The sequence below is a fragment of the Shewanella sp. A22 genome, assembly GCF_053850585.1.
In genome coordinates, this window is the sequence record NZ_JBSQBN010000070.1 from 1 (window position 1) to 23,985 (window position 23,985).

General features: G+C 40.5%; 16 protein-coding genes and 1 pseudogene. 11 read left to right on the top strand and 6 right to left on the bottom strand.

All coding sequences use genetic code 11. The features are described from left to right. Nucleotides 1–761: 761 nt before the first annotated feature. Nucleotides 762–1,919 (top strand): alginate export family protein, encoded by a 1,158-nt coding sequence (locus ACWXWT_RS13090; RefSeq protein WP_456042034.1) that lies wholly within the window; start codon nt 762–764, stop codon nt 1,917–1,919. Between the two features lie 94 nt (nt 1,920–2,013). Here the strand turns inward: ACWXWT_RS13090 and ACWXWT_RS13095 are convergent, their stop codons facing one another. Then, nucleotides 2,014–3,264, bottom strand: a complete 1,251-nt coding sequence (locus tag ACWXWT_RS13095) for a dicarboxylate/amino acid:cation symporter (protein WP_456042022.1) — start codon at nt 3,262–3,264, stop codon at nt 2,014–2,016. Between the two features lie 579 nt (nt 3,265–3,843). Here ACWXWT_RS13095 and ACWXWT_RS13100 point away from each other — a divergent pair. The 5 genes from ACWXWT_RS13100 to ACWXWT_RS13120 all read left to right on the top strand — a co-directional run bounded on the left by ACWXWT_RS13100 (nt 3,844) and on the right by ACWXWT_RS13120 (nt 10,415). Beyond that, nucleotides 3,844–4,269, top strand: coding sequence for a YqaA family protein (locus tag ACWXWT_RS13100; protein ID WP_456042023.1), 426 nt, complete (start codon nt 3,844–3,846; stop codon nt 4,267–4,269). Between the two features lie 69 nt (nt 4,270–4,338). Beyond that, nucleotides 4,339–7,182, top strand: coding sequence for a M16 family metallopeptidase (locus ACWXWT_RS13105; RefSeq protein ID WP_456042035.1), 2,844 nt, complete (start codon nt 4,339–4,341; stop codon nt 7,180–7,182). Between the two features lie 366 nt (nt 7,183–7,548). Further along, a complete protein-coding gene (gene gshA / locus ACWXWT_RS13110; RefSeq protein ID WP_456042024.1) occupies nt 7,549–9,174 on the top strand; it encodes a glutamate--cysteine ligase in 1,626 nt (541 codons plus the stop codon). 2 nt (nt 9,175–9,176) lie between these two features. After that, nucleotides 9,177–9,611 (top strand): hypothetical protein, encoded by a 435-nt coding sequence (locus ACWXWT_RS13115; RefSeq protein WP_456042025.1) that lies wholly within the window; start codon nt 9,177–9,179, stop codon nt 9,609–9,611. 186 nt (nt 9,612–9,797) lie between these two features. Then, the gene (locus ACWXWT_RS13120) at nt 9,798–10,415 is read left to right on the top strand and encodes a transglycosylase SLT domain-containing protein (RefSeq protein WP_140234829.1); all 618 of its coding nucleotides are present in this window, start codon (nt 9,798–9,800) and stop codon (nt 10,413–10,415) included. An 80-nt stretch (nt 10,416–10,495) separates the two neighbouring features. Here the strand turns inward: ACWXWT_RS13120 and ACWXWT_RS13125 are convergent, their stop codons facing one another. The 3 genes from ACWXWT_RS13125 to purE all read right to left on the bottom strand — a co-directional run bounded on the left by ACWXWT_RS13125 (nt 10,496) and on the right by purE (nt 14,567). Then, nucleotides 10,496–12,091 (bottom strand): methyl-accepting chemotaxis protein, encoded by a 1,596-nt coding sequence (locus ACWXWT_RS13125; protein WP_456042026.1) that lies wholly within the window; start codon nt 12,089–12,091, stop codon nt 10,496–10,498. Nucleotides 12,092–12,990: 899 nt separating this feature from the next. Then, nucleotides 12,991–14,076: a 5-(carboxyamino)imidazole ribonucleotide synthase gene (gene purK / locus ACWXWT_RS13130; RefSeq protein WP_456042027.1), complete on the bottom strand. Its 1,086-nt coding sequence runs from the start codon at nt 14,074–14,076 to the stop codon at nt 12,991–12,993. Further along, complete coding sequence (purE, locus tag ACWXWT_RS13135; protein WP_456042028.1) at nt 14,076–14,567, bottom strand: 5-(carboxyamino)imidazole ribonucleotide mutase; 492 nt, start codon at nt 14,565–14,567, stop codon at nt 14,076–14,078. Before purE ends, purK begins: the two co-directional genes overlap by 1 nt. A gap of 292 nt (nt 14,568–14,859) precedes the next feature. Here purE and ACWXWT_RS13140 point away from each other — a divergent pair. From ACWXWT_RS13140 to ACWXWT_RS13155, 4 genes and pseudogenes are all read left to right on the top strand, one after another. Beyond that, nucleotides 14,860–16,662 (top strand): annotated as a pseudogene (locus tag ACWXWT_RS13140) (vWA domain-containing protein). A gap of 7 nt (nt 16,663–16,669) precedes the next feature. After that, nucleotides 16,670–17,287, top strand: a complete 618-nt coding sequence (locus ACWXWT_RS13145; RefSeq protein ID WP_456042029.1) for a sigma-70 family RNA polymerase sigma factor — start codon at nt 16,670–16,672, stop codon at nt 17,285–17,287. Further along, the gene (locus ACWXWT_RS13150) at nt 17,284–18,033 is read left to right on the top strand and encodes a hypothetical protein (protein ID WP_456042030.1); all 750 of its coding nucleotides are present in this window, start codon (nt 17,284–17,286) and stop codon (nt 18,031–18,033) included. The genes ACWXWT_RS13145 and ACWXWT_RS13150 overlap by 4 nt, the downstream gene beginning before the upstream one ends. Nucleotides 18,034–18,224: 191 nt before the next feature. Next, on the top strand, nt 18,225–21,509 hold the full coding sequence (locus tag ACWXWT_RS13155) for a S41 family peptidase (protein WP_456042031.1): 3,285 nt from the start codon (nt 18,225–18,227) through the stop codon (nt 21,507–21,509). A gap of 100 nt (nt 21,510–21,609) precedes the next feature. Here the strand turns inward: ACWXWT_RS13155 and ACWXWT_RS13160 are convergent, their stop codons facing one another. Then, the gene (locus ACWXWT_RS13160) at nt 21,610–22,047 is read right to left on the bottom strand and encodes an OsmC family protein (protein ID WP_456042032.1); all 438 of its coding nucleotides are present in this window, start codon (nt 22,045–22,047) and stop codon (nt 21,610–21,612) included. A 282-nt stretch (nt 22,048–22,329) separates the two neighbouring features. Then, nucleotides 22,330–22,980, bottom strand: a complete 651-nt coding sequence (locus tag ACWXWT_RS13165) for a DsbA family oxidoreductase (protein WP_456042033.1) — start codon at nt 22,978–22,980, stop codon at nt 22,330–22,332. 422 nt (nt 22,981–23,402) lie between these two features. Between ACWXWT_RS13165 and hpf the strand changes: the two genes are divergently transcribed. Continuing rightward, on the top strand, nt 23,403–23,759 hold the full coding sequence (gene hpf, locus ACWXWT_RS13170; protein ID WP_011636558.1) for a ribosome hibernation-promoting factor, HPF/YfiA family: 357 nt from the start codon (nt 23,403–23,405) through the stop codon (nt 23,757–23,759). Nucleotides 23,760–23,985: the final 226 nt, after the last annotated feature.

Below are 23,985 nucleotides of genomic sequence, written 5' to 3' on the forward strand. Positions count from 1 at the left end.
CGACCAAGATAAGCATTGTTGGAAAACAAAAGCGATGCATGATGAATCCATCGATGCTTGAAGCAGTATTAAAGGCTGGATTGAGTAGTTCGGTTAAAAATCAAACACTCATGCGGTAGCCCTGCATGGGGGGCTACTTTTAATTTGGCTGATAATCTTCAAATCAACAACAAAAATCAATTACGTAATTGAAATGTTAATAATGACTTTTGTTCGATAAACACACTAATCTCGTTTGAAATATGTCAATAATTCACTTGGATTATTCGTTTTTTAGCGTACTTGAATGTCCATCATATTGAGTATTATTAATCGAAAGATAACATATACTGAAGTTGATTTTTAATCAAAAAAATCACTCAAATACCTCTTTGTAGGTGTGTAAGTATCCGTTTTTATTCATGGTTTTATGTCAGCAAGACATGTTTCTAAAATAATATTAGTTCGACAATCTGTTAATTTTAATTGTCTAAAGTCGCAAATTTTGAATTGCCATCAATATCGAGTAGAACAAGTATGTAAAATGCAAGATATGTCACGGAAACTGAGCAGTGAACTCATTAAGGTTACGGCCAGTTAACTTGCTAGCCATATATTTTACGTATATTTAGCAGATTGATAACTCAACTTAAAATAAATATTAGGAATGTAAGATGAATAATAAATTGCTTGCTAGTCAAGTTACGGATAAGGCTTGCCAAAATTCTGCTGTGACCAAAAAATGGGCTTTATCAGCATTAACTTGTTCGTTGTTATTAGCCATGGGCAGCGCCAATGCCGCAGACACCAATGTTAATACAGTTGCTGATGCAATCACTCAAGGTACAGCAAACGTAAACTTAAATTTACGTTATGAATCAGTCGATCAAGACAATCCGTTAAAAGACGCAGATGCTTTGACCTTACGTACACGCTTAACCTTTGCTACTGCTGAGTATTATGGATTAACTGCATTAGTTGAGTTTGAAGACTCTCGCAGTGTAGCAGGGGTAAATGATTACAATGATGCGACTGGCAATAACACAGATTATTCTGTGATAGCAGATCCCGAAACAACTGAATTAGACCAAGCATTTTTACAATATAAACGTAATGGTTTTAAAGCTAAGGTGGGCCGTCAAGTGATAGCACTTGATAACATGCGTTTTGTAGGACATGTCGGCTGGCGTCAAGATCGTCAAACGTTTGATGCGGTTACAATGCAATATGCGATAAATGATTTTAGTGTTGATTACGGTTATATCTACAAGCGCAACCGTATTTTTGCAGAAGTTAAAGACATGGGTTCAAAAGATCACGTTATTAACGCATCTTACAAATTCGATTTGGGTAAACTGAGCGCTTATAGCTATTTACTTGAAGACGATATCAGTAATATCGGTATCGACACTTATGGTATACGTTTTGCTGGTGCCAAAGATATCGATAAAATCAAGCTTCTTTATACCTTAGAATACGCAACTCAAGATACTGATGCTGATACTGCGATACCATCTTACTCTAGCGATTATATGCTGGGTGAAGTGGGCGTAGGCTTTAGCGGTTTAACGGTTAAGCTTGGCTACGAGCAATTGGGTTCAGACGATGGCGAATATGGTTTCTCAACGCCGTTAGCGACTTTGCATGCGTTTAATGGTTGGGCTGATCAATTCTTATCTACTCCAAAGCAAGGCTTGGCAGATACTTATATGTCTGTTGGTGGCAGTGTCGTTGGCGGTAAATGGGCGCTGCTTTATCATGATTTTGAAGCCGATGTATCAAGTGCCACTGTTAGCGATTTAGGTAGCGAAATTGATGCAGTATTTAGTTTACCTATTGATAAGCATTACACTGTAGGCGTTAAATATGCGTCTTACTCAGCGGGTGACGCTGGATTTGATGCCGATAAAGTATGGTTATGGGCAAACGCTAAGTTCTAATTTTATTAGCATGATATAACAAAAAAACGAGTATCAGTTGATACTCGTTTTTTGTTGTCATTAATCTTGTATGACAATAAAACTGCAATAAAAACTAAGACACAACTTGTTCAATCGGTTTTTCATCTGAGTAAAATTGTTCTACATCAAGCTGACCTTCGCTTTTACCTATCACCACCGCAGTCATCATGTCTCCGGTCACATTGGTTGCAGTGCGGATCATATCAATAATACGGTCAATAGCTGCGATAAAGGCAATCCCTTCAAGCGGTAGACCTATTACACCTAAGGTTACTGTTAACATCACCATCGCGCTACCTGGCACACCTGCAGTGCCTACAGAAGCGACGGTGGCCGTTACTGCAATTAACATGTAGTCGGTCATATCAAGCGGAATACCATAAATTTGCGCAATAAAGATCGCCGCAATGGCAGGGTAAATGCCGCCACAACCGTCCATGTTCATGGTTGCGCCGAGTGGTAATACAAAAGCACTGTAACGTTTTGACACCCCCATCGCTTCGGTACAACGAGTACTTGCGGGTAAAGTACCAAAACTTGATGCGGTACTGAATGCCACAACTTGTGCAGGCATGGCCTTACGGAAAAACTGTAATGGGCTTAAACCTGCTGCAAATTTAACTAAGCCACCGTATACCACCACGATATGGATAAGTGCAGCAATGTAAATTGCCATAATAAATTTGCCTAATGGCAATAATGTACTTAAACCGTATTCGCCAACAACCCATGCCATCAAGCCAAATACACCAATAGGGGTCAGTTTAAGAACCATACGAGTTAACTGGAACATCACTTCGGCACCCGCTTCAATGACATTTTTCAATGCGGTAGCTTTCTCGCCGACTGTATTAATGGCAATGCCCACAAGTGCAGCAAAGACGATAATTTGTAATACATTACCCTCTGCTAACGATGCAAATGGATTAACGGGGATCATGTTCAATAACACTTGTGCAAACCCCGGAATGTCGCGCTCACGCACTTCTGTTGTCGCTAATGCAAGGTTACCGCCCATGTCGACAAGGCTGCCAATAGTTAAACCAATGAATGAGGCGATAGTACCTGTCAGCATAAACATAGCTAAAGTTTTAAAGCTGAGTCGTTTTAAATTTGTTTGTGAGCCAAGTGATGTAATGCTGACGACAATGGCACAAAATACTAATGGTGCGACTAGCATTTTGATGGCACTGATAAACAGATCGCCAAGAGGTTTTAATATCACCGCCGATTCGCCTAACCCGACGCCAGTAAGTGTTCCTAAAATAAAGCCTGCAATGACTTTCTGCCAGAACGGGATACGATTGAACGTTTGCAATATCATGAAAATTCCAATTTATGTCATTATGACGTCACCAAATTTTATTCGAAAACGTCGTTGTACGTGACTCATGATGTTCATCAATGAGTGATTTTGTTACTAAAAAAACAACCACTTTTTGGCTATGCGATGTTAGATTTAAGGCTAACTGATATCAAATAACGGTGTGGCGCTCATGCTAATTATTCAAGAAGAAGTCGTATGGTTAATAAATATTAATCGCATTGTATGAAGTGAACGAATGACAAACAACGTTATTTTATTATAACTTATACGAATAAATAAAATTGTTATTATAACTTTAAGTTTTTACTTTTTATTAACTTGTTCGCGATGGGGCGATTTAATGAGGTAAATTGAATGACATCATCTTACTTTTTTTGAATATTACCGCGTTACATTGATATTGTACTGAGAAGGTTAGACAGATAGTAGCGAGTTAACATTATCATTCACAGTGCTTAATATCCAGCAAGGTTATTCTGCTGGATGTTATGTTTTGTAGGTGTTTATTGAAAAAATAGGATGAAACAAATTGATAATGTTAGCAATGAAACTATTAATACATAACAAGGTCTATTAATGACAAGTTTATGGTTAATGTTTAGCGGCGCGTTTTTTGCTGCCACCTTATTGCCTGGCGGTTCTGAAGTGTTGCTCGTAGCATTAGTAAATCAAACACCGTCATCATGGGTCGAATTATTGATACTGGCCAGTATTGGCAATACACTTGGCGCGATGACCAGTTATGGTTTAGGTCGAGCAGGGCGGCTTGCTAAAAGTCCACAAGATATCCAACGTCGTCAATATCGTTATGCTCTGGCTTGGCTTGAAAAATATGGTATGTGGGCTTTATTGCTATCTTGGTTACCCATCATCGGTGATTTGTTATGTTTGTTGGCTGGTTGGTTAAAAATACCTATAGTGCAAGCATCATTTTTTATGTTTTTCGGTAAGTTATTTCGTTACAGCGTAATTGTGTTTTTAGTTCTTTATGCTGTTGAGTAATGTTATACCGTTATTTTTCTGTGATTATATTTATTGTTGTGAGGAAAGGAGTCGATTTTGAAATTAAATCTGAATAAATGGATATTAGCTGTAGCAATTGGAGCTGCATTGAATGGTTGTGCGTACGATGCACTTCATTCGTCAAGTTTACCTCAAGGTGTAAGTTTAATTGAAACGGCTACACCGTCTGAAAATCAAGTTAACATCCCTTATAAAAAATATCAGTTAGCGAATGGCTTAACGGTGATTTTGCACCAAGACAAGTCTGATCCTTTAGTTCATGTTGATGTTACCTATCATGTTGGTTCATCACGTGAATTAGCCGGCCGTAGTGGCTTTGCTCATTTGTTTGAACACATGATGTTTCAAGGGTCTCAGCATGTTGGTGACGAACAACATTTTAAAGTGGTTACTGAAGCCGGTGGGACATTAAACGGGACAACTAACACAGATAGAACCAATTATTTTGAAACCGTACCAAGTAATCAATTAGAAAAAATGCTCTGGCTAGAATCAGATCGTATGGGGTTTTTATTACCTGCACTCACGAGTGAAAAATTTGAAGTTCAACGTGAAACGGTTAAAAATGAACGCGCACAGCGAATTGATAACCGACCTTATGGTCGATTGAATGAGCGTTTTAATCAAGCTCTTTATCCTGCCGGTCATCCTTATTCTTGGCCTGTCATCGGTTGGCCGGATGACTTAGATCGCGCCACCGTTGATGATGTGAAACACTTCTTTCAACGTTGGTATGGGCCTAATAACGCCACCTTAACCATTGGTGGTGACTTTGATGAAATACAAACACTGGCGTGGATAAATAAATATTTTGGTGAAATTCCCCGTGGACCTGAAGTTAAACCAGAAGTAAAAACCGCCGTCACGCTAGATAAGACTCGTTATATTTCGATGGAAGATAAGGTTCATTTACCGCTCATTTATATCGGTTTTCCGACCGTTTTCGCACAACACAAAGATGAAGCAGCATTAGATTTACTGGCTAACATTCTTGGTGGAGGAAAAACCTCATTAATATATAAAAACCTAGTTAAAGATGGTTATGCGGTACAAGCTGCAGTCAGTCATCCTTGCCAAGAGCTAACTTGCCAGCTGTCTCTTTATGCCGTCGCAAATCCAGCCAAAGGTGGCAGTCTTGCAGAACTTGAAACCAAAATAAACCAAACTATTAATGAGTTTGAGCAACGCGGCGTGACTGACGACGACTTGCAAAAGGTTAAAGTTCAGTTTGAAGCAGATACCATTTTTGGCATGCAAAGCGTTGCCGGTAAAGTATCAACACTTGCTGCTAATCAAACCTTTTTTGGTAAACCTGATATGGTGGCTTCTGATTTAGCCCGTTATGCCAATGTGACTAAAGCCGATGTAATGCGAGTGTTTAAGACTTATATTAAAAATAAGCCAATGGTGGTGATGAGCGTGGTGCCAGAAGGGCAAACGCAGCTAATTGCCCATGCCGATAATTTTGAACCCAGCATGATGCCAATAGCACAAGATGCGGTAACCGGGTTAACGGATATCACCTTTGCAAAATCTTCATTTGATCGAAATAAAATGCCGCCATCTGCAGCTGCACCATTATTGACGGTGCCACAGTTATGGGACAGCAAGCTGGCCAACGGCATTAGTGTTATGGGCACTGAAAGTGATGAAACGCCTACCGTTGAATTGCTTATTTACTTGGACGGCGGGCATCGTTTAGCGCCAATCAATAAAGCGGGGTTAGCAGCGTTAACCGGCTCGATGCTTAATGAGTCAAGCGCGTTACGCAGCAGTGAAGAATTGGCTGGTGCGCTTGATATGCTTGGGTCGTCAATTAGCTTTGGGGCAAGTGGCTCGCAAAGTTACATCAAGGTATCAAGTTTAACCGAAAATCTAGATGCGACTCTCGACATAGTTAAAGAACGCTTATTTAGTCCTGGTTTTGTGGAAGCCGATTTTGAACGTTTGAAGCAACAGCAGTTACAGGGCTTACAACATCAAATGTCCGACCCTAACTACCTTGCTCGTAGTGGTTTTGCTAAGCTGCTATATGGGAAAGATAGCCCTATGGGGATCAGCAATGATGGCACCATTACATCGATATCGGCATTAACTCTCGATGATGTTAAGCAATTTTATCAACAACAATATCGTGCAGGTAATGCGCAAATGGTCGTGGTGTCGGATTTAAATCAACAACAGATTATGCCGAAATTGTCGATGTTTAACGAATGGAAAGGTGACGCTACTGAGGTTGCTGCTTTACCAACATTGCCTACACACCCTAAAAAAACCATTTATTTAATTGATAAGCCGGGGGCAGCCCAATCGGTTATCGATATAGGCCAAGTGTCATTACCTTATGATGCCACAGGTGATTACTTTAAAGCTTATTTAATGAACTACCCGCTGGGAGGGGCATTTAACAGCCGTATTAATCTTAACCTGCGTGAGGACAAAGGGTACACTTATGGCGCTCGCACCCAATTTAGTGGCGCAGAGGACTCTGGCAAGTTTATCGCTTATGCTAGTGTAAAAAGCGATGTAACTGGCCTTGCTTTAGCTGAGTTTATTAAAGAAATTAGCGCTTACCAATCGTCAGGCATGACAGACGAAGAAAGTGACTTTATGCGCAATTCGATTGCTCAAAGCCAAGCGTTAGAATATGAAACGCCATATCAGAAAGCCGGTTTTTTAAGGATGATCCAGCGTTACCATTTAGATAAAAACTTTACGGTTAAGCAAGACGAAATTGTTAAGTCCATTTCAACAGGTGAATTAAACAAACTTGCAAATAAGTTATTAGATATCAATGATATGGTGATACTGGTTGTGGGCGATAAAGCAACCGTAGCACCACAGCTAAGTGCATTAGGGTATCATATTGAAATGATGACCATTGCCGACTAGTTGAACACGTGTCATTTGGGCTTGTTCATCTTGAAAGTTGAACAAGCCCTCATTAGAGTTAACACTTGCCTTGAAATACGTTAGTGTTGGCCGCATATATCAATTAGCTCAATTTAATTTTAGATAGATTGAGCTAATTTATGTGCTTTAATTGCAAAATATTACAGTGTTGGTTAACGGTAAATAACCGATAGAGTTTAAGGATCCATCAACGGTAACAACTTGTGTTGCCGTTTTTTAATTTAAGACCCAAAAACTAGCAGATTTATACTGAGTGACATTTTTTCACGTTTTTAGTCATAATCTCGTTTATTATCAGGTCTAGCTGTTTACTCGCAATGCGAATCCATAAAAGAGAGTAATAAATTGAAGTCTTTCAATGAAAAAGTCGAAAACTTAAGCGACACTCAAGGCCGAGAGGCATTATTGGGCATGTTACGTGGTATTGAGCGTGAAGCATTGCGTATTGATGAAAATGGTCACTTGGCGCAGGATGAACATCCTAAAGCACTCGGTTCAGCTTTGACGCATTCACGTATTACCACCGATTACAGTGAAGCCTTGTTAGAGTTTATTACTCCGGTGAGTCCCAATATAGATAAACTATTAGAGGGATTAACTCAAACTCATGCATACAGTGTGCGCCACCTCAACGGTCAAAAACTGTGGCCTGTGAGTATGCCATGCTATGTGGGAAATGTTAGTGATATCCCTGTCGCACGTTATGGCAGTTCTAATAACGGTAAAATGAAAACCTTGTATCGCAAAGGCTTAACTCATCGTTATGGTGCGTTAATGCAAATTATTTCCGGCGTACATTTTAACTTTTCTGTTTCACAAGATTTATGGCAACGTCTATATGACGATAAAATTGCTAATGGTAATGGCAGTGCTTGTTGTAACAAAAGTATTAATTTTGAAGACTTTATTTCAGAATCATATTTTGGACTTATTCGTAATTATCGTCGTTTAGTTTGGGTGTTACCGTATTTATTTGGTTCAACCCCGGCATTATGTAGTTCATTTATTAAAGATCAAGAAGTTGATTTTGAGTTCCAAAAAACCGGTAAAGGCACCTTATACCTTCCTTACGCAACATCATTGCGCATGAGTGATTTAGGTTATACCAATAAAGAGCAAGATACCCTTAATATCAGCTATAACTCATTGCCTGAATATCTTGACGGTGTGGGCGCAGCAATAAAAATGCCGTCGAAAAAATTTGCCCAAATTGGGGTGAATGTTGATGGTGAGTTTCGTCAACTAAACAGTAATATTCTGCAAATTGAAAATGAATTTTATTCGCCAATTCGCGCTAAACGTGTAACGAAAAAAGGTGAAAAGCCTTCACAAGCCTTATCCCGTGCTGGAGTTGAGTACATTGAAGTACGCGCGTTAGACGTGAACCCATTTAGTCCTGTTGGCATTGATGCTACTCAAGTACGCTTTTTGGATTTATTTTTACTGTATTGCTTGTTGTCGCCATCTGAAAATACTGACGCACATGGTGAAGCCGAAATTGCCGCTAACTTAAAAGCGGTTGTGTTGGAAGGGCGAAAGCCTGGGCTGACATTACAGCGGAATGGTGAACCCATTACATTGAAGCAATGGATGCATGAACTTTTTGATGATCTATCGACCTTAGCCATTCTACTCGATGGTGATGAAAGCCATGCTTATCAAACGGCCTTAAGTACATGGTTTGAAACCATAGATAATCCAGATAAAACCTTATCTGGTCGGGTAATGAGTGAAGTGGTAGTGAAGGGTACAGATCATAGTGTGTGGGTTAAGCAACTCGCTGATAATTATCATGATTTTTTAATTGACTACCCATTAAGCCATGACGTTGAGCAAGCCTACGAAAATGAGGCGAAACGGTCTTTGCTTGAGCAGCAAAGCTTAGAAGCTCAACCACAAGATCGTTTTGCGACCTTCTTAACTCATTATTTTAGTGATGTTGTCCCTGCTGGCACTTTTGAGGCTAAATAATAATGCACCTTTGCCTATCTTGGCGAGCATCGGTTGTCGTCGTTGCAGCATTAGCCCTAAATGGTTGTGCTTCATCGCCAGATAAAATAGTAGAATGTGGTACTGTGTCGAGCTACTTAGCGCCTGATAACAGTGCCAATCTATACCGTGTGGTTGTGACTCATTTAGATGGTGTCCCCGTCATCTCAAGACCGAATTATTTGTTATCGCCAGGTCAGCATGAATTTACGGTCGCTGAATTGATTAACTCACCCGCATTGAAAGTGTCGTTATCTGCGCGAAAAGTGAAAGTATTGATGGTCGATGTCGCCGTAGATCAGCGTTATCATATTGCGGCACAATTTAACACCGACAAAATCTATATTGGCCAAAACCAAGGCTACTGGCAGCCCGTGATTTGGCAAACAGAATCCCATCAATGTGAAATGAAACAGTAATTCCCATTCCATTAATTATGTGCTCAAACAGAGTCACTCAGGTTTTTCAGTTTAAGGCACATTGTTGAAAGAATGGTTGTTTCCTTGCAAATCAATGCAACAAAAAATGTAAGGATAATTGCATTGATTTTTAATTGATGTAAAACTAAACCTTGAATCAATATCTTAGGTACTGGCAGAGGTGTTATGAAGTGTTTTTTAGGTGTTGTTAGCGCAATCGTATTATTGTCACTAACAGGCTGTGCCACCTCGCCGCCAAAAGAGCCAGATAATCTGTGTGCTATTTTTAAAGAGCATCGCTCATGGTACGACGCAGCAGTCGACACCAGAGAAAAGTGGGGGGTGCCTGTACATGTTCCCTTAGCGATGATGTATCAAGAAAGCTCATTCAAACACAATGCTGCACCTCCAATGGAATACTTTTTAGGCTTTATCCCCACGGGACGAGCCAGTGACGCTTATGGTTATGCGCAAGCTAAAACCATGACTTGGGACGATTACGTTCGCGAGACAGGTAACAGCTGGTCTAGCCGCAGTGATTTTGACGATGCTATGGATTTTATGGGATGGTTTATTTATAAAACTCATAAAATTAATGGTGTGTCTAAGTGGGATGCTAAAAACCAATACTTAAATTATCACGAAGGTTGGGGCGGTTATAAGCGTGGTAGCTATAAGGCAAAAAAATGGCTAACACCAGTAGCGAATAAAGTCGATAAACGCTCAAAACGCTATGCTGCACAGTATCACCAATGTAAAGAAGATTTAGATTCCTCATGGTTATGGCGAGTGTTTTTTGGCTAATATGAAGTCGCCATCGATGTTGTTGTAAAATCGGAAATCGTCAGTGTTGTTAAAAGCCCAACACTGACGCTATTGCAAGATTATTCGTGTTGATTATCGTGAGTGTTTTGAAAATTTCGTTTTAAAAACTGATCAACTAATACCATTTGAGAGTCGACTTTATTAACCACATTATCGCCTAAGTTAACCATATCCTTCCCTAACTCATGGCTGGCATTGACTAATTGCGACACCACTACCACGCTTCTGTTTACTTCATTAGACACCTGAGATTGCTGCTCTACAGCACTTGCTATATGGTGAGTCATGTCGGTAATTTGTTCAACAGCAAGACGTATTTCATTGAGTGCAATGCCGGCTTGTTCCGCTTGTTCAACGCAAGCACCTGCATCGTTTAACCCTTGTTCCATACTCGATACCGCTAAGCCAGTACCTTGCTGTAAGCGACTAATCATGTCGTGGATTTCTTTAGTTGACTGGTTTGTCCGTTGGGCGAGTAAACGAACTTCATCGGCTACAACAGCAAATCCACGACCTTGCTCTCCCGCTCTTGCGGCTTCAATTGCAGCATTAAGAGCAAGCAAATTAGTTTGTTCTGAAATAGCCTGAATCACATCGAGTACAGAGCCAATGCCTTTACTTTGATTTTCTAATTCTGTAATAACATTAGAAATGGTGCTCAGTTGATTAGACATTTTTTGAATAGTCGACACCATTTGCTTGACGACATTGTCGCCTAATGTCGTTTGAGATAGCGCGCTTTTTGAAGATTGTGCAGCATCAGAACAATTTGAAGCCATATCAGTTAAGGTGGCGGTCATCTCTTGCATCGCTGTTGCAACTTGTTCTATTTCAGCCATTTGCGATTGGCTATTTTGCTGTATTTCATTTCCTTTACTGGCTGATTCTTTAGCACCGACAGAGACTTGTTCACTCGAATCAAGCGTGCGGCCTAACACTGCCCTTAATTCGGATGCCTGCATTTGTAATGCTAAATCAACTTTTGCAATATCGTCATTTTTTCCTGTATAGACAGCAGACGAAATTGGATTGTCATATATTGCACTGGCTTTCTTAACAAGGTGATTAAAACGTTTGAATGCAGTTTTTAAAGCCACTAAACCGCCAAAAAATGAGATGCCAAATAAACCTATACTCACTAAGTCGCCTTTGCTAGCAAGATAAGCCATAGGAAGCATTGCCGCTGTAAATGTCAAATAGACTTTTATTGGCAACGTTATTTTACTTGGGGTAACAGAATGCGTTTTATCTTGTTTTAGTTGTTCATAGATGGTTTCGGCGCGTTTAATTTGGGCTCGTGTAGGTTTAGTCCGAATTGATTGATACTCTACAATTTCTCCTTTAAATGAAATTGGAGTAACAAAGGCATCTACCCAATAAAAATCACCATTAGCACAACGGTTTTTAACTAAACCTTTCCAAGGGTCACCTTGTTGAATATGTTGCCAAAGATCTTTAAACGCCGCTGCAGGCATATCTGGATGGCGTACCATATTGTGAGGCTGGTTGATTAAATCGTGTTGTTCAAAGCCGGCGACGGTGCAAAATGATGTATTGGCATACTTAATATGGCTTTCAGTGTCGGTTATGGATAACAATATCCAGTCCATCGGATAATCATATTCTTTTTGCGTTATGGGTTGATTATTTTTCATTTATTTAGAGCTCCAAGGAATAGCACCATCTCTATCCTTGAAACGGAATTAGTATTAGTTTTATTTGTTATATTTCAATCTTTAATAGATTAATAACTGTTAACTTAATGTTAATAAGTTATAGGTGTTCAGTCTTCATTGTCAATAGCTAATTTTTTAAATTCGCATTAAGGTAGTGAATTGATTTTATGTCATAAATAACGTAAATACTCTATTTTTACTATAAATCAAAAAATTATATGTTATTAGAAAGTGTTAACAGGTCGTACAACAAAATGGTAGTGTCTATTTTATAAGCAATGCAATTAATTCTAAATGTAGACATTAATTATATAATTTTTGATGGTAGATAAAACTGAAAGCGAGATTATTTCCTGCCGATTGTATTTTAAAATGAGGTTTGATTGTCGGTATTATTAATCATTTTTTTTACGTATTAATTAACCTTAACTCGGACATTTAAAAAGAGTTATTAAACAAGGTTTTGACTTTCTAATGGCATTGAGTCCATTGGCGATAGATGAATGGTGAATGAAACGATAATACAAGGCTTGTCTTGTGAATTAAACACATGACAAGTTTGATGAGGGGTTATTGGCCGTTAACGTTATGCCTGTTTTCCCTTTTATTATCCTTGTATGAGGTTAGTTATTTGGATTATTGTTATTGGAAATATTGCAAAAGTGAAACTGTTTCAACATCTTGACTCATTGGTTATTACGCTATTATTTGCCTAGAAAACGTAGAGTTCTCGTAAAATAACACAATAATTATTGGAGTAGGTATAAGCGTCTTTGTTCGCAGAAGCATTGAATCGAAATGCCATTGTTAATAACAAAAGGAGCCTAAGCTCCTTTTGTTATTATTTATTAACTCATCGGCATGTTTACTTGGTAAACCTATTTGACATATTCTGCCAAAATCCAATCCAATGGCGCTTGATATTGTTGTGGCATCCAAGCTTTAAGTTGACTAATGCTGTCTTCTAACATGGTTTGATTATGCACAGACAAATTTAAATGGCCCACTTTACGGCCTACGCGAACCGCTTTGTTGTACCAAAACAGTTCAGCATTAGGCAGGCTTAACCATCTATCGTCTTTATCAATGCCAATTAAATTAACCATCACACATTGAAAATTCACTTGAGGCTGGTGCAAAGGTAAGTTACACAAGGCTCGTAAGTGCAATTCAAACTGGTTAATGTGGCAACCTGCTTGAGTCCAATGGCCAGAATTGTGCACCCGTGGCGCTAACTCATTCACCATCAAGTGTTCACCAACACGGAAACATTCCATTGCCATTACACCCACATACTCAAGGCCATGCATCACCTTGCTTAGCATGGCTTCAGCTTTAGCTTGTAAAGGTGCTAGTCGGCTTAATGGTGCGATTGACGCCATTAAAATACCGTCTTGATGCAAGTTAAGTGTTAGTGGGTAGAATAAGCAGCGACCATCTTGGGTGCGCACACCGACTAAGGACACTTCTTCATCAAAGTTAATCGCTTGTTCTGCTATAGCTTCATTGCGCCAATCGGCAGGAATCGTTGTTGCTTCAGACTGTTTGAGCCAATGTTGTCCTTTACCGTCATAACCACCAGTGCGACGTTTTAATAATACCCGTTCACCATAAGCCTGATGTAGCGCCTCTGTGGTGGTATTGTCATCGACTAATTGCCAAGGCGATGTGGCGACAGCTAATTCATCTAAGAGACTTTTTTGGGTGAAACGATCCGCTAAACGACCAAATACTGGGGCATTTATAAAATGTGGGTGTTGGCTAAGTTGTAAACTTAACTGTGACTCTGGCCATTGTTCACGTTCAGCGGTAATGATGTCGTCAGCTTCTAATGGTAATTTAACATCTGATGGCGTCATAATATCAACCGGACGCACATTAATACCTAGTGGCTGACCAGCGTGACTGAGCATGGCACCTAATTGGCCATCACCTAATACCCATAGATTTTTTGGCAACGTCATTAGTCTTCTCTCGGATCGGGATTATCAAGGATAGAGCGGGTTTGCTCATCGCGAAATACGTCTAAACGCTCAGCTAATGCGGCATCGTTAATAGCCAATATTTGGCTGGCTAATAAACCTGCGTTAAACGCACCAGCAGTACCAATAGCCAAGGTGCCAACGGCAATCCCTTTAGGCATTTGCACAATAGACAACAAACTGTCCATGCCCGATAGCGCCTTACTTTGTACCGGTACACCCAATACTGGCAAACGCGTTTTAGAGGCGATCATGCCAGGTAAATGGGCTGCTCCGCCTGCGCCACCAATAATGACTTTATAGCCTTTATCTGCAGCAGAACTTGCAAATTCCATTAGCTTGTCTGGTGTTCTGTGAGCTGAAACCACTTCAACATGATAAGGCACTTGTAACTTATCCATAATTTCAGCGGCGGCTTCCATTGTAGGCCAATCACTTTTCGAACCCATTACAACAGCAACTAGGGCTTGCATGTTAACTCCTTAACGTACTTATTCTATTAGTATATTTAGTTAATTCGCTCAATAGTATATGGCGGCGGTTAACGTCAATATTAAGGCGATAAAAAAGGGGCTAGATGATAACATAAGCCGTGTTCTATTGGCTGCATTTCAGTGTTTTTTGAGGCTAACACTTAGTTTCTAAATACGAAAACTACTTAATATAAATAACCCTTTTACTCATCGTACTCGTTATTAGCGCTATGCAAGGTCAGTTTTGCTGACTTCAATGATAAAAACATGTCGATAGATGAGGTAAATAACCATGAACGTTACCCATAAACAACTCACCCACAGTACATTAACCCTAATTATTAGTGCGATTATTGCCAGTGGTTGTGCACAAGAATCAACAGACAGTGTTAAACACAGTCAGCCACTATCTACTGAAATGCAATTAACGCCACAAGAACAACCTGAGTTGGGTAAGATAGCAAGATCAGTCTTGGTTACGGAGCAACAAGCGGATTTATACACACTCATTAAACAACATAGCAGTGCTAAAGTCATAGTGCCGTTAATGCAACAACATATTGCCCATAGAAACACTATGGACAATCGTCATATAACACCAGCACTCACCGTTGATAATAAATTTGAGTCGGCAGTACAAAACGGCAATATGGTAGTCGCTGAAACGCCAGTATCGACGTTTTCAATTGATGTCGATACTGGCAGTTACAGCACCACCCGCAAATTAATTAATCAAGGCCAACTGCCGTCCAAGAATACCGTTAGGGTAGAAGAGTTAGTGAATTACTTTAGCTACAACTACCCAACACCGACAAGCACTGAGCGGCCATTTAGCGTCAATACTGAATTAGCACCCTCACCGTACAATGCTGATACTCAGTTATTGCGTATCGGCATTAAAGGCTTTGATGTTGCTACAGACCAACTTGGCGCAACTAATTTGGTGTTATTACTTGATGTGTCTGGCTCTATGTCGTCTATTGATAAGTTGCCACTATTGAAATAAGCCATGCTGATGCTGAGCCAGCAATTATCGGCGCAAGATAAAGTCTCGATTGTGGTGTACGCAGGTGCCAGTGGTGTGGTGCTTGACGGTGTTGCAGGTAATGATTTTTCCGCCATTAAAACAGCTTTAAGTCAGTTAAACGCACAAGGCGGCACTAACGGTAGCCAAGGCATTCAGTTGGCGTATCTATTAGCGCAAAAACACTTCATCACAAATGGCAGTAATCGAGTCATATTAGCCACAGACGGTGACTTTAACCTGGGGATAACAGATCATCAGCAATTGGTTGATTATGTAGCCATTCAAAGTAAAAAGGGTATTGGCTTATCCACGCTTGGTTTTGGACTGGGTTCTGGTACGGCGAGTTATAACGACCATTTATTGGAGCAGTTATCGAATAAAGCTAACGGTCAATACTCCTATATAGACACGCTTAATGAAGCACGAAAAGTGCTAGTGGATCAACTCAGTGCCACCTTATTAACTATTGCCCATGATGTCAAAGTGCAAATTGAATTTAACCCTGCGGTGGTGTCTGAGTATCGACTGATTGGTTACGAAAACCGTCTGTTAAATCGCAGTGATTTTAATAACGATGCCGTCGATGCTGGTGATATTGGTGCAGGGCATACTGTGACGGCACTGTATGAGATACGTTATAACGACAGTGATAATCGCTTAGTCGACCCGCTTCGTTATGCCGCCACAGAATCAACCCAAATAGATCATGCTAAAATTCATCCACATACCGTAAATGAAGTGGCTTATTTAAAGCTGCGTTATAAAGCGATTGGTGAACAAACCAGTCAATTAATCGCTTATCCCATTAACCGCGATCAGCAGCTGACTCATCTACATCAAGCCAGTGATGACTTTAGATTTGCCGCCGCAGTAGCTGGATTTGGACAGTTATTAAATCAGAATGATTATGTCCACAATACTGATTATGCTAAATTAATTACACTTGCTGAGTCAGCAATGGGTCAAGACCATTTTGGTTATCGTCATGAGTTCGTACAAATGCTCAAAACCGCCAATGTACTTAACTCGCAGCCAGAATTACTCGCAAGCAAGGTTAACCCATACTAAGGATGAAATGGTGCCAACATTAACACAACTAAAGGATGACACGTTAACCGCCCCTCGGGGGAGTGACGAGCAACTGATGCTCGACTATCAAGCTGGCGACGTGAACGCATTTGAAGCCTTGTATCTTAAGCATAAAGGACCTTTGTATCGCTATTTTGTTCGCCAATTACATGATCTGCAATTAGCCGAAGATTTGTATCAAGATACTTGGGGCAAAGTGATTAATGCGGCGGCGCAATATCAAGTCACCGCAAAATTCACTACTTGGTTATATAAAATTGCTCATAACCTATTGATTGATCATGTGCGTGCAGTTAAGCCACTTAATATGGTTACCCCACTTGGTGAAGATGAAACCATGGATAGCCTCCAAGGTGATGACCAACACTCCCCCGAGCCACAGTTACAGCAACGGCAACAGGTCGATATGATGAAGTTGTGTATTGCCAAGCTACCGCCAGTGCAAAAAGAGGCGTTTTTGCTCAATATTGAAATGGGTATGACGGCCGCCATGATAAGCGACATAGCTAATGTCACCTTAGAAGCCACAAAAAGCCGTATTCGTTATGCCTATCAGAGTATTAAGCAATGTATTGCTAATCAATGGCAGGAGACATCATTATGAGTAAGCAGCACAATCGTGATCCAGAGTTCACAGCATTACAAAAAGAGATGAACAATGTCTATCACCAGCAAAATCTGGAACAACCATCGGTTGAATTGGATGAGGCAATACTAGCAAAAGCGCGATCTGGGGCTCATGTATCTGCTCCCTCTCGAGCCCCTAAAAAGTCATTGTGGCAACGTAATGCATGGCTTTTTTCTAGTGCGGCTTCAGTGTTGCTGGTGGCCGGATTATTTATGTTAAATCCAAATTTACAACAACAAATCGGTATTGAACTTGAGCAACGTTTACTTGTTGAAGAAATTGAAACGCCTTCAATTGACGCCTCTGTAGCAAAAGCTATTGCTATTGAAGGATTATCAATGAGCACCACATCAGCAAAAGAAATACCGGTAAAACGAGAGTTAACCAATGTATCTGCTAAACTAAAATCCGCAGAAGCACAGCCTGCATTAATGAGTGCAGCGCCACAGCAAAAAACAGATGCAACGCAAACTAATGCGCTCCAATTGCAATTAAATCGTCAAGTTAGAGAAGAACCGAAAACAGAACAACATGCTAATATTCAGCTGGATACTGCGAATTTGGCACTCGCTTACTTACAAACTCTTGTTGATGATAATAAACTCATCGAAGCTGAGCGTTATAGGATAACTGTGGAGCAACGATTTCCTGAGTTATCTAATGCATCGAACCCACTTTATGAGCAATATCAAAAAATCAAAGTAAAATTAACCTCACAATAATTCAGGTAGAATACTTGTAAACAGATGTACAAAAAATGCAACGGCTAGGCCATTACAGCTTAGCCGTTTTTGGTTACATTTTTGTGCTGCTAAATCCATTGCAACTCTGATAACGTTAAAGAATCAATAAAACAGCCTATTCGATAATACGTTTATTCACATTCTCGACGTTAATAAGGACGCTCCTCACCATGAAACTCCGTCGCTCCGTTACGCATTGTATGTTGGCCTTAGGCACGTTAGCTTGCTCATCGATGATATTTGCTAACGCTTCTAATCAAGGTTATTACCGCGCACCCGCTTTGCATGATCAAACCCTAGTATTTACCGCAGAAGGCGATCTTTGGACTAAACAACTCAATCAAACCAAAGCGAGTCGCTTAACCAGTTTGGCTGCAGAAGAAATGGATGCAACTATTTCAAAAGATGGCAAATGGGTGGCTTATACGGCTAATTACGAAGGCGCAACCGAAGTCTATGTGATGCCTATTCAAGGGGGCGTGGCTAAACGTGTGAGTTTTGAAAACAGCCGCGTACGTTTACAAGGCTGGACGGCATCTGGCGAAGTATTGTATTCAACTGACAACGCCTTTGGCCCCGCTAACTTTTGGGTCCTTAAAACCGTTGACCCTCAATCATTAGCGGTTACCGATTTACCATTAGCAGACGCCGTCGAAGGCACGATTGATGATAAAGGAGAGTATGTTTATTTTACTCAGTTTGGTCTGCAAGTCAGTGGTGACAATGTCAAAGTCTATCGTGGTGGTGCAAAAGGTGAAATTTGGCGTTATCAGTTAGGCAGCAAAAAAGAAGCACAGCAATTAACGGCAACACATGAGGGTTCAGTTAAACAGCCGATGCTATGGAATGGCCGAGTCTATTTTGTGAGTGATCAATCTGGTAGTGACAATATTTGGTCAATGACCTTAGACGGTAAAGACATTAAACAACACACCCAATATACCGATTGGCAAGTGCGTGACGCCCAGCTTAATAATGGCCGAATTGTGTTTCAACAAGGTGCCGATATTAAACTGCTTAATTTAGACAATCTGCTTGAGTCTACCCTTGATATCGAACTCACCAGTGATTTTACTCATCGCCGTGAACAGTGGGTTAACGACCCAATGAATTACGCCACTTCGACAGTATTTTCTCATCAAGGTGATCACGTGGTGATTACCGCCCGTAGCCATGTGGCTATTGCCAGCAATGACGGCCGTCGTTTAGTGCAAATAGACTCTCCGGCTGATAGCCGAGTGCGCGATGCGCTGTTAAGTGATGATGGAAAATGGGTCTATGGCATTAGCGATGCGTCTGGAGAGCAAGAAATTTGGCAATATCCTGCCGACGGTTCAGCAGGGGCAAAACAGCTGACTAAAGATGGCAGCACCTTACGTACCAGTTTGTCGCTATCGCCAAATGGCCGTTATTTAGTTAATGATGATTACATGGGCAATGTGTGGTTACTTGATTTAAGCCGCAACAAGAATCAAAAAATTATCGAAAATGGTGAAGGCTTAGGCCCATATCAAGACATTAAGTGGTCTGGTGATAGTCAATTTATCGCGCTAACCAAGGCCGAAATCGGTAAGCAACGTCCGCAAATTGTGTTGTATTCCATTAACGAATCAAAATCACAAACCTTGACCACAGACAAATACGAGTCGTTTTCACCCAGTTTCAGTCACGATGGTAAATGGTTGTATTTCTTATCAAATCGCCAATTTAAAGCCAATCCTGGTTCGCCTTGGGGCGACCGTAACATGGGGCCGATATTCGATAAACGCACTCAAGTGTTTGCCTTAGCATTAGATGCTAAAGCGTCGTTTCCCTTTGCCAAACCAACCGAGCTTACCGTTAACAAAGACGCCAAAAAAGCAGACAGTAAAGACCAAAACACCCCAGCAAAAGTCAAAGTAGAGTGGGACGGATTAAACCAACGCTTATGGCAAGTGCCAGTGGATGCCGGTAACTACAACAGCTTAACGGCAGCCAAAGATAAGCTGTACTTATTGGACAATAACCAAAATAAGAGTGAGTTAAAACTGGTTAAGTTTGATCCGCTTAATATTAAAGTCGATACCTTTGGTGAAGATGTCGGCCAATATTCGTTATCAAAAGATGGCAGTAAAGTTATGCTGCGCAAACAGTCGGATCCGAAAAGTATCATGATTGTCGATGCCGGTGATAAGCTGCCCAGTGATGTATCGCGCGCCAAAATTAGCACCGATCAATGGCAATTAAGTATTTCGCCGCAGCAAGAATGGCAGCAAATTTTTGAAGATGCGTGGTTAATGCATCGCGATTCGTTTTTCGATCCCCAAATGCGAGGTGTAGATTGGCAAGCCGCTAAAGCTAAGTATCAGCCGTTGGTCGAGAGACTGACCGACCGTAATGAGCTTAATGATATCTTTATGCAAATGATGGGTGAACTGAATTCATTACATTCGCAAGTGCGAGGTGGTGATATTGCCCAAGATTCTGATGCGGCAAAAGCTGCAGCATTGGGTGCTAGGTTGACACAAACCGATAAAGGTGTGGTAATAAGCCATATTTATCAAACTGATGCTGAATTACCATTGTCGGCATCACCATTGGCACGCATTGAAGTTGACGCCCAAGAAGGTGATGTGATTACTAATATTAATGGCAAAAAAGTCACTAATATAGCCGATGTCACTCAACGATTGCGCAATCAAGGCAATAAGCAAGTGTTGCTGGGTTTGCTACGTGGTAAAACAGCCATCAATACCATCGTGACTCCACATGATATACGTACCGATGCCAAGTTACGATACCTTGACTGGGTTGAGCACAATGGCGACAAAGTCGCTAAAGCTTCTAAAGGGAATATTGGTTATTTACACTTGTATGCCATGGGCAGCGGTGATGTTGAGAGCTTTGCCCGAGAGTTTTATACCAACTACGACAAAGATGGTTTAATCATTGATGTTCGTCGAAATCGTGGTGGCAATATCGACAGTTGGATTATCGAAAAGTTATTACGTCGAGCTTGGGCATTTTGGCAACCAACTCATGGCAGTACCAATGCAAACATGCAACAAACGTTCAGAGGCCACTTAGTCGTGTTAGCCGATCAAATGACTTATTCAGACGGTGAGACTTTTTCTGCGGGAATTAAAGCACTCAATATAGCACCCATTATCGGTAAGCAAACTGCGGGGGCAGGTGTGTGGTTATCTGGGCGTAATTCGGTTACCGACAAAGGTATGGCACGGGTGGCCGAATACCCACAATATGCCATAGACGGACGTTGGATTGTTGAAGGCCATGGGGTAGAGCCAGACATAGAAGTCGATAACTTACCTTATGCTACTTTTAGCGGTAAAGACGCTCAGCTTGAAGCTGCAATTAATTATTTAAAAGATGAATTGGTACAACAGCCTATTAAACCATTACAAGGTCAGCCAATACCTCCCAAGGGGCCTGCGGCAGACATTAAAGCGAAATAAGTTGTAAAAGAAAACGCAGCTAAAAAAATAACCCTCCTTAAACACTGTATAGGGAGGGTTATTTTATGGCTGTAAAACAGTCGATTATTGGGGGGGGGGATTAATGTTTAATGTCAACTTCGCAGGCTAGCGAGTTAGCAATAAAGCAATTGGCATGAGCTTTTTCATGTATCTTTGCTAACGTTTCTTCGTCAACGTTAATCCCTTCTGCAAACGTTACTTTAGGTGCTAGTGTCATCTTAACCACGGCGACTTTACCAGCATCATTTTTACCTAAATCAGCAGTGGCATTATCAACATAACTGGCCACCGGCAGTCGCTTTAAATGGGCAATCGCTAGAAAGGTCAACATATGGCATGAAGACAAAGCCGCAAGTAAGCTTTCTTCCGGATTCACTTTATCGGCATTGCCTTTGTATTCAGGCGCAGATGACGCTTGAATCGTTTGCCCTGTGCCAAACTTAACCTCATGATCGCGATTAAATTCACCTTCTTCACTGGGTGACGATTGCCAGTTTACGGTTAATTTGAAACCCATTTTGTACTCCTAAAACCATCTAATATAGTACTTATAAAAAATTAGCGTCTATGGTAACTATCGATAGATATGGTGGTATTGTTTTTTACTCGTAACGGCTATCTCTATATTCAACACCAAGCTCAATCCAATGTCTATAAACTCGGTTGAAATAAACGCATATAAAATGTCCGCTATTCGCTACAGTTTCCTTTACTTCTGTTGAGTGACAATACGAAATTAACACGAGAATATCCATTAAAAAGCCAGCGGGTGCTGGCTTTGACTCAATAGGTTTTGTGTTTAGCTGTCTTCGGTTGTCAGCTTAGTTATCAATTCTGCAATGGTATCGGGCTCCTGTGCGCCAGAGACCAAATATTGTTGATTAAATACGATGGCGGGTACGGCTTGTATACCTCGGCTTATCCACAGTTGTTCTTCTTCCTTTACTGAAGCTTCAAAACGCTTGTCGTTTAGTACTGCGCGAGCTTCATTAGTATCTAAGCCAACCAGTGAAGCCGCGTCAATTAATACTTCGATGTCATCTGGGTTTTTCTGATCAGTAAAGTAACTGTTGAACAATGCCAGTTTTAACTCCGTTTGTTTGCCAGACTCCGCCGCCCAGTAGAGTAACTGATGGGCCAGTAGAGTGTTGTAAATGCGTGATGACTCGGAAAAGTTGAATTCAAACCCCAAATCGGCACCTATTTGGGTTAATCGTTGACGATTTTGCACGCTTTGTTCTGGTGTTGAGCCGTATTTTTCTGCAATGTGCTCGCCTAAATGTTGACCTTCAGGTCCCATCGATGGGTTTAATTCAAACGGATGCCATTGCAATTTTACGTCTAAATTATCAAATTTGCTCAATGCTTGTTCAAGCCGGCGATAACCAACAATGCACCATGGACACATTACGTCTGAAATAATGTCAATTTGAAGTTGGTGAGTAGCCATAATTGTTCCTATTAATGATTAATTCGACTTAATTTAGCTAAACCTAAAAAAATAAAATGGGTATAGTTGCTTATAAATTAACTGCTTTTAGCGGTAAATTGAATGGTTTATCACCACTTGTGTAAACCACACAAAAGTTGCAACCGCTGGGACTAAAATGTGTCTATACTTAATCAGTAATTTGATGTTTAATCAATGTAAGGGTTAGGTCAATTTGATATAGCCCATGCATGTTTATTCATGATATGTCGCTAAAGTGTGCTGGCTGAAATAAAAGATTATAAGCTTGAGCACTTGTGATACAAAGTACATGTCTCATGTCTAAATATGTTAGCCTGCATTTGTACAACAAACCTATTTATGTAAGCATGCAGTTGTAATACGCGATAAATTTGGCAAGTAAATTCTTTTAAGGATAATCTATGAAAATAAATCTTTCAGGTCACCATGTTGACGTTACCGATACTGTCAAACAACACGTAGATGAAAAATTCGCTAAAATAGCTAGCCATTTCCCAACGCTTATCTCGCTAGATATCATCATTGCTAAAGAGCATGGTGAATATGATGTTGAAATTAGAACTAACTATGAAGGAACTCGCATTGCAGCTAAAGGTACTGACTTGGTCATGTATCCTGCTATTACCAGCGCAGCTAAAAAATTAGATGCGGCACTAAAGCATCGTAAAGGCCAATTAAAAGCAGATTTACATGAAAAACCAGATGTAACTGCACCAGAAATCGCTTACGAAAAAGTGCAAGAAATGGACTTACGTTAAGCATAATTGATTATTTAACGATACCCAAAAACGCAGCTTAGGCTGCGTTTTTTGTTAACACAATGATAAACGTTTACGAAAACCTAAACTTATACCAATCCTATTAAATATGTGATCTTTCAGCGGGCGTTCAAAGTGCTGTAGGCAAGGCAGATGATTGAAGCGAATAGTGATTCTATTTTGAAAGCATCTAACGAAGCATAAAGGACTTTGAAACCCGCCAGAA

Coding starts and splice junctions, on each gene's coding strand:
- ACWXWT_RS13090 (WP_456042034.1), top strand. CDS start 762: ATGGGCAGCGCCAATGCCGCAGACACCAATGTTAATACAGTTGCTGAT.
- ACWXWT_RS13095 (WP_456042022.1), bottom strand. CDS start 3,264: ATGATATTGCAAACGTTCAATCGTATCCCGTTCTGGCAGAAAGTCATT.
- ACWXWT_RS13100 (WP_456042023.1), top strand. CDS start 3,844: ATGACAAGTTTATGGTTAATGTTTAGCGGCGCGTTTTTTGCTGCCACC.
- ACWXWT_RS13115 (WP_456042025.1), top strand. CDS start 9,177: ATGCACCTTTGCCTATCTTGGCGAGCATCGGTTGTCGTCGTTGCAGCA.
- ACWXWT_RS13120 (WP_140234829.1), top strand. CDS start 9,798: ATGAAGTGTTTTTTAGGTGTTGTTAGCGCAATCGTATTATTGTCACTA.
- ACWXWT_RS13125 (WP_456042026.1), bottom strand. CDS start 12,091: ATGAAAAATAATCAACCCATAACGCAAAAAGAATATGATTATCCGATG.
- purK (WP_456042027.1), bottom strand. CDS start 14,076: ATGACGTTGCCAAAAAATCTATGGGTATTAGGTGATGGCCAATTAGGT.
- purE (WP_456042028.1), bottom strand. CDS start 14,567: ATGCAAGCCCTAGTTGCTGTTGTAATGGGTTCGAAAAGTGATTGGCCT.
- ACWXWT_RS13145 (WP_456042029.1), top strand. CDS start 16,670: ATGGTGCCAACATTAACACAACTAAAGGATGACACGTTAACCGCCCCT.
- ACWXWT_RS13150 (WP_456042030.1), top strand. CDS start 17,284: ATGAGTAAGCAGCACAATCGTGATCCAGAGTTCACAGCATTACAAAAA.
- ACWXWT_RS13155 (WP_456042031.1), top strand. CDS start 18,225: ATGAAACTCCGTCGCTCCGTTACGCATTGTATGTTGGCCTTAGGCACG.
- ACWXWT_RS13160 (WP_456042032.1), bottom strand. CDS start 22,047: ATGGGTTTCAAATTAACCGTAAACTGGCAATCGTCACCCAGTGAAGAA.
- ACWXWT_RS13165 (WP_456042033.1), bottom strand. CDS start 22,980: ATGGCTACTCACCAACTTCAAATTGACATTATTTCAGACGTAATGTGT.
- hpf (WP_011636558.1), top strand. CDS start 23,403: ATGAAAATAAATCTTTCAGGTCACCATGTTGACGTTACCGATACTGTC.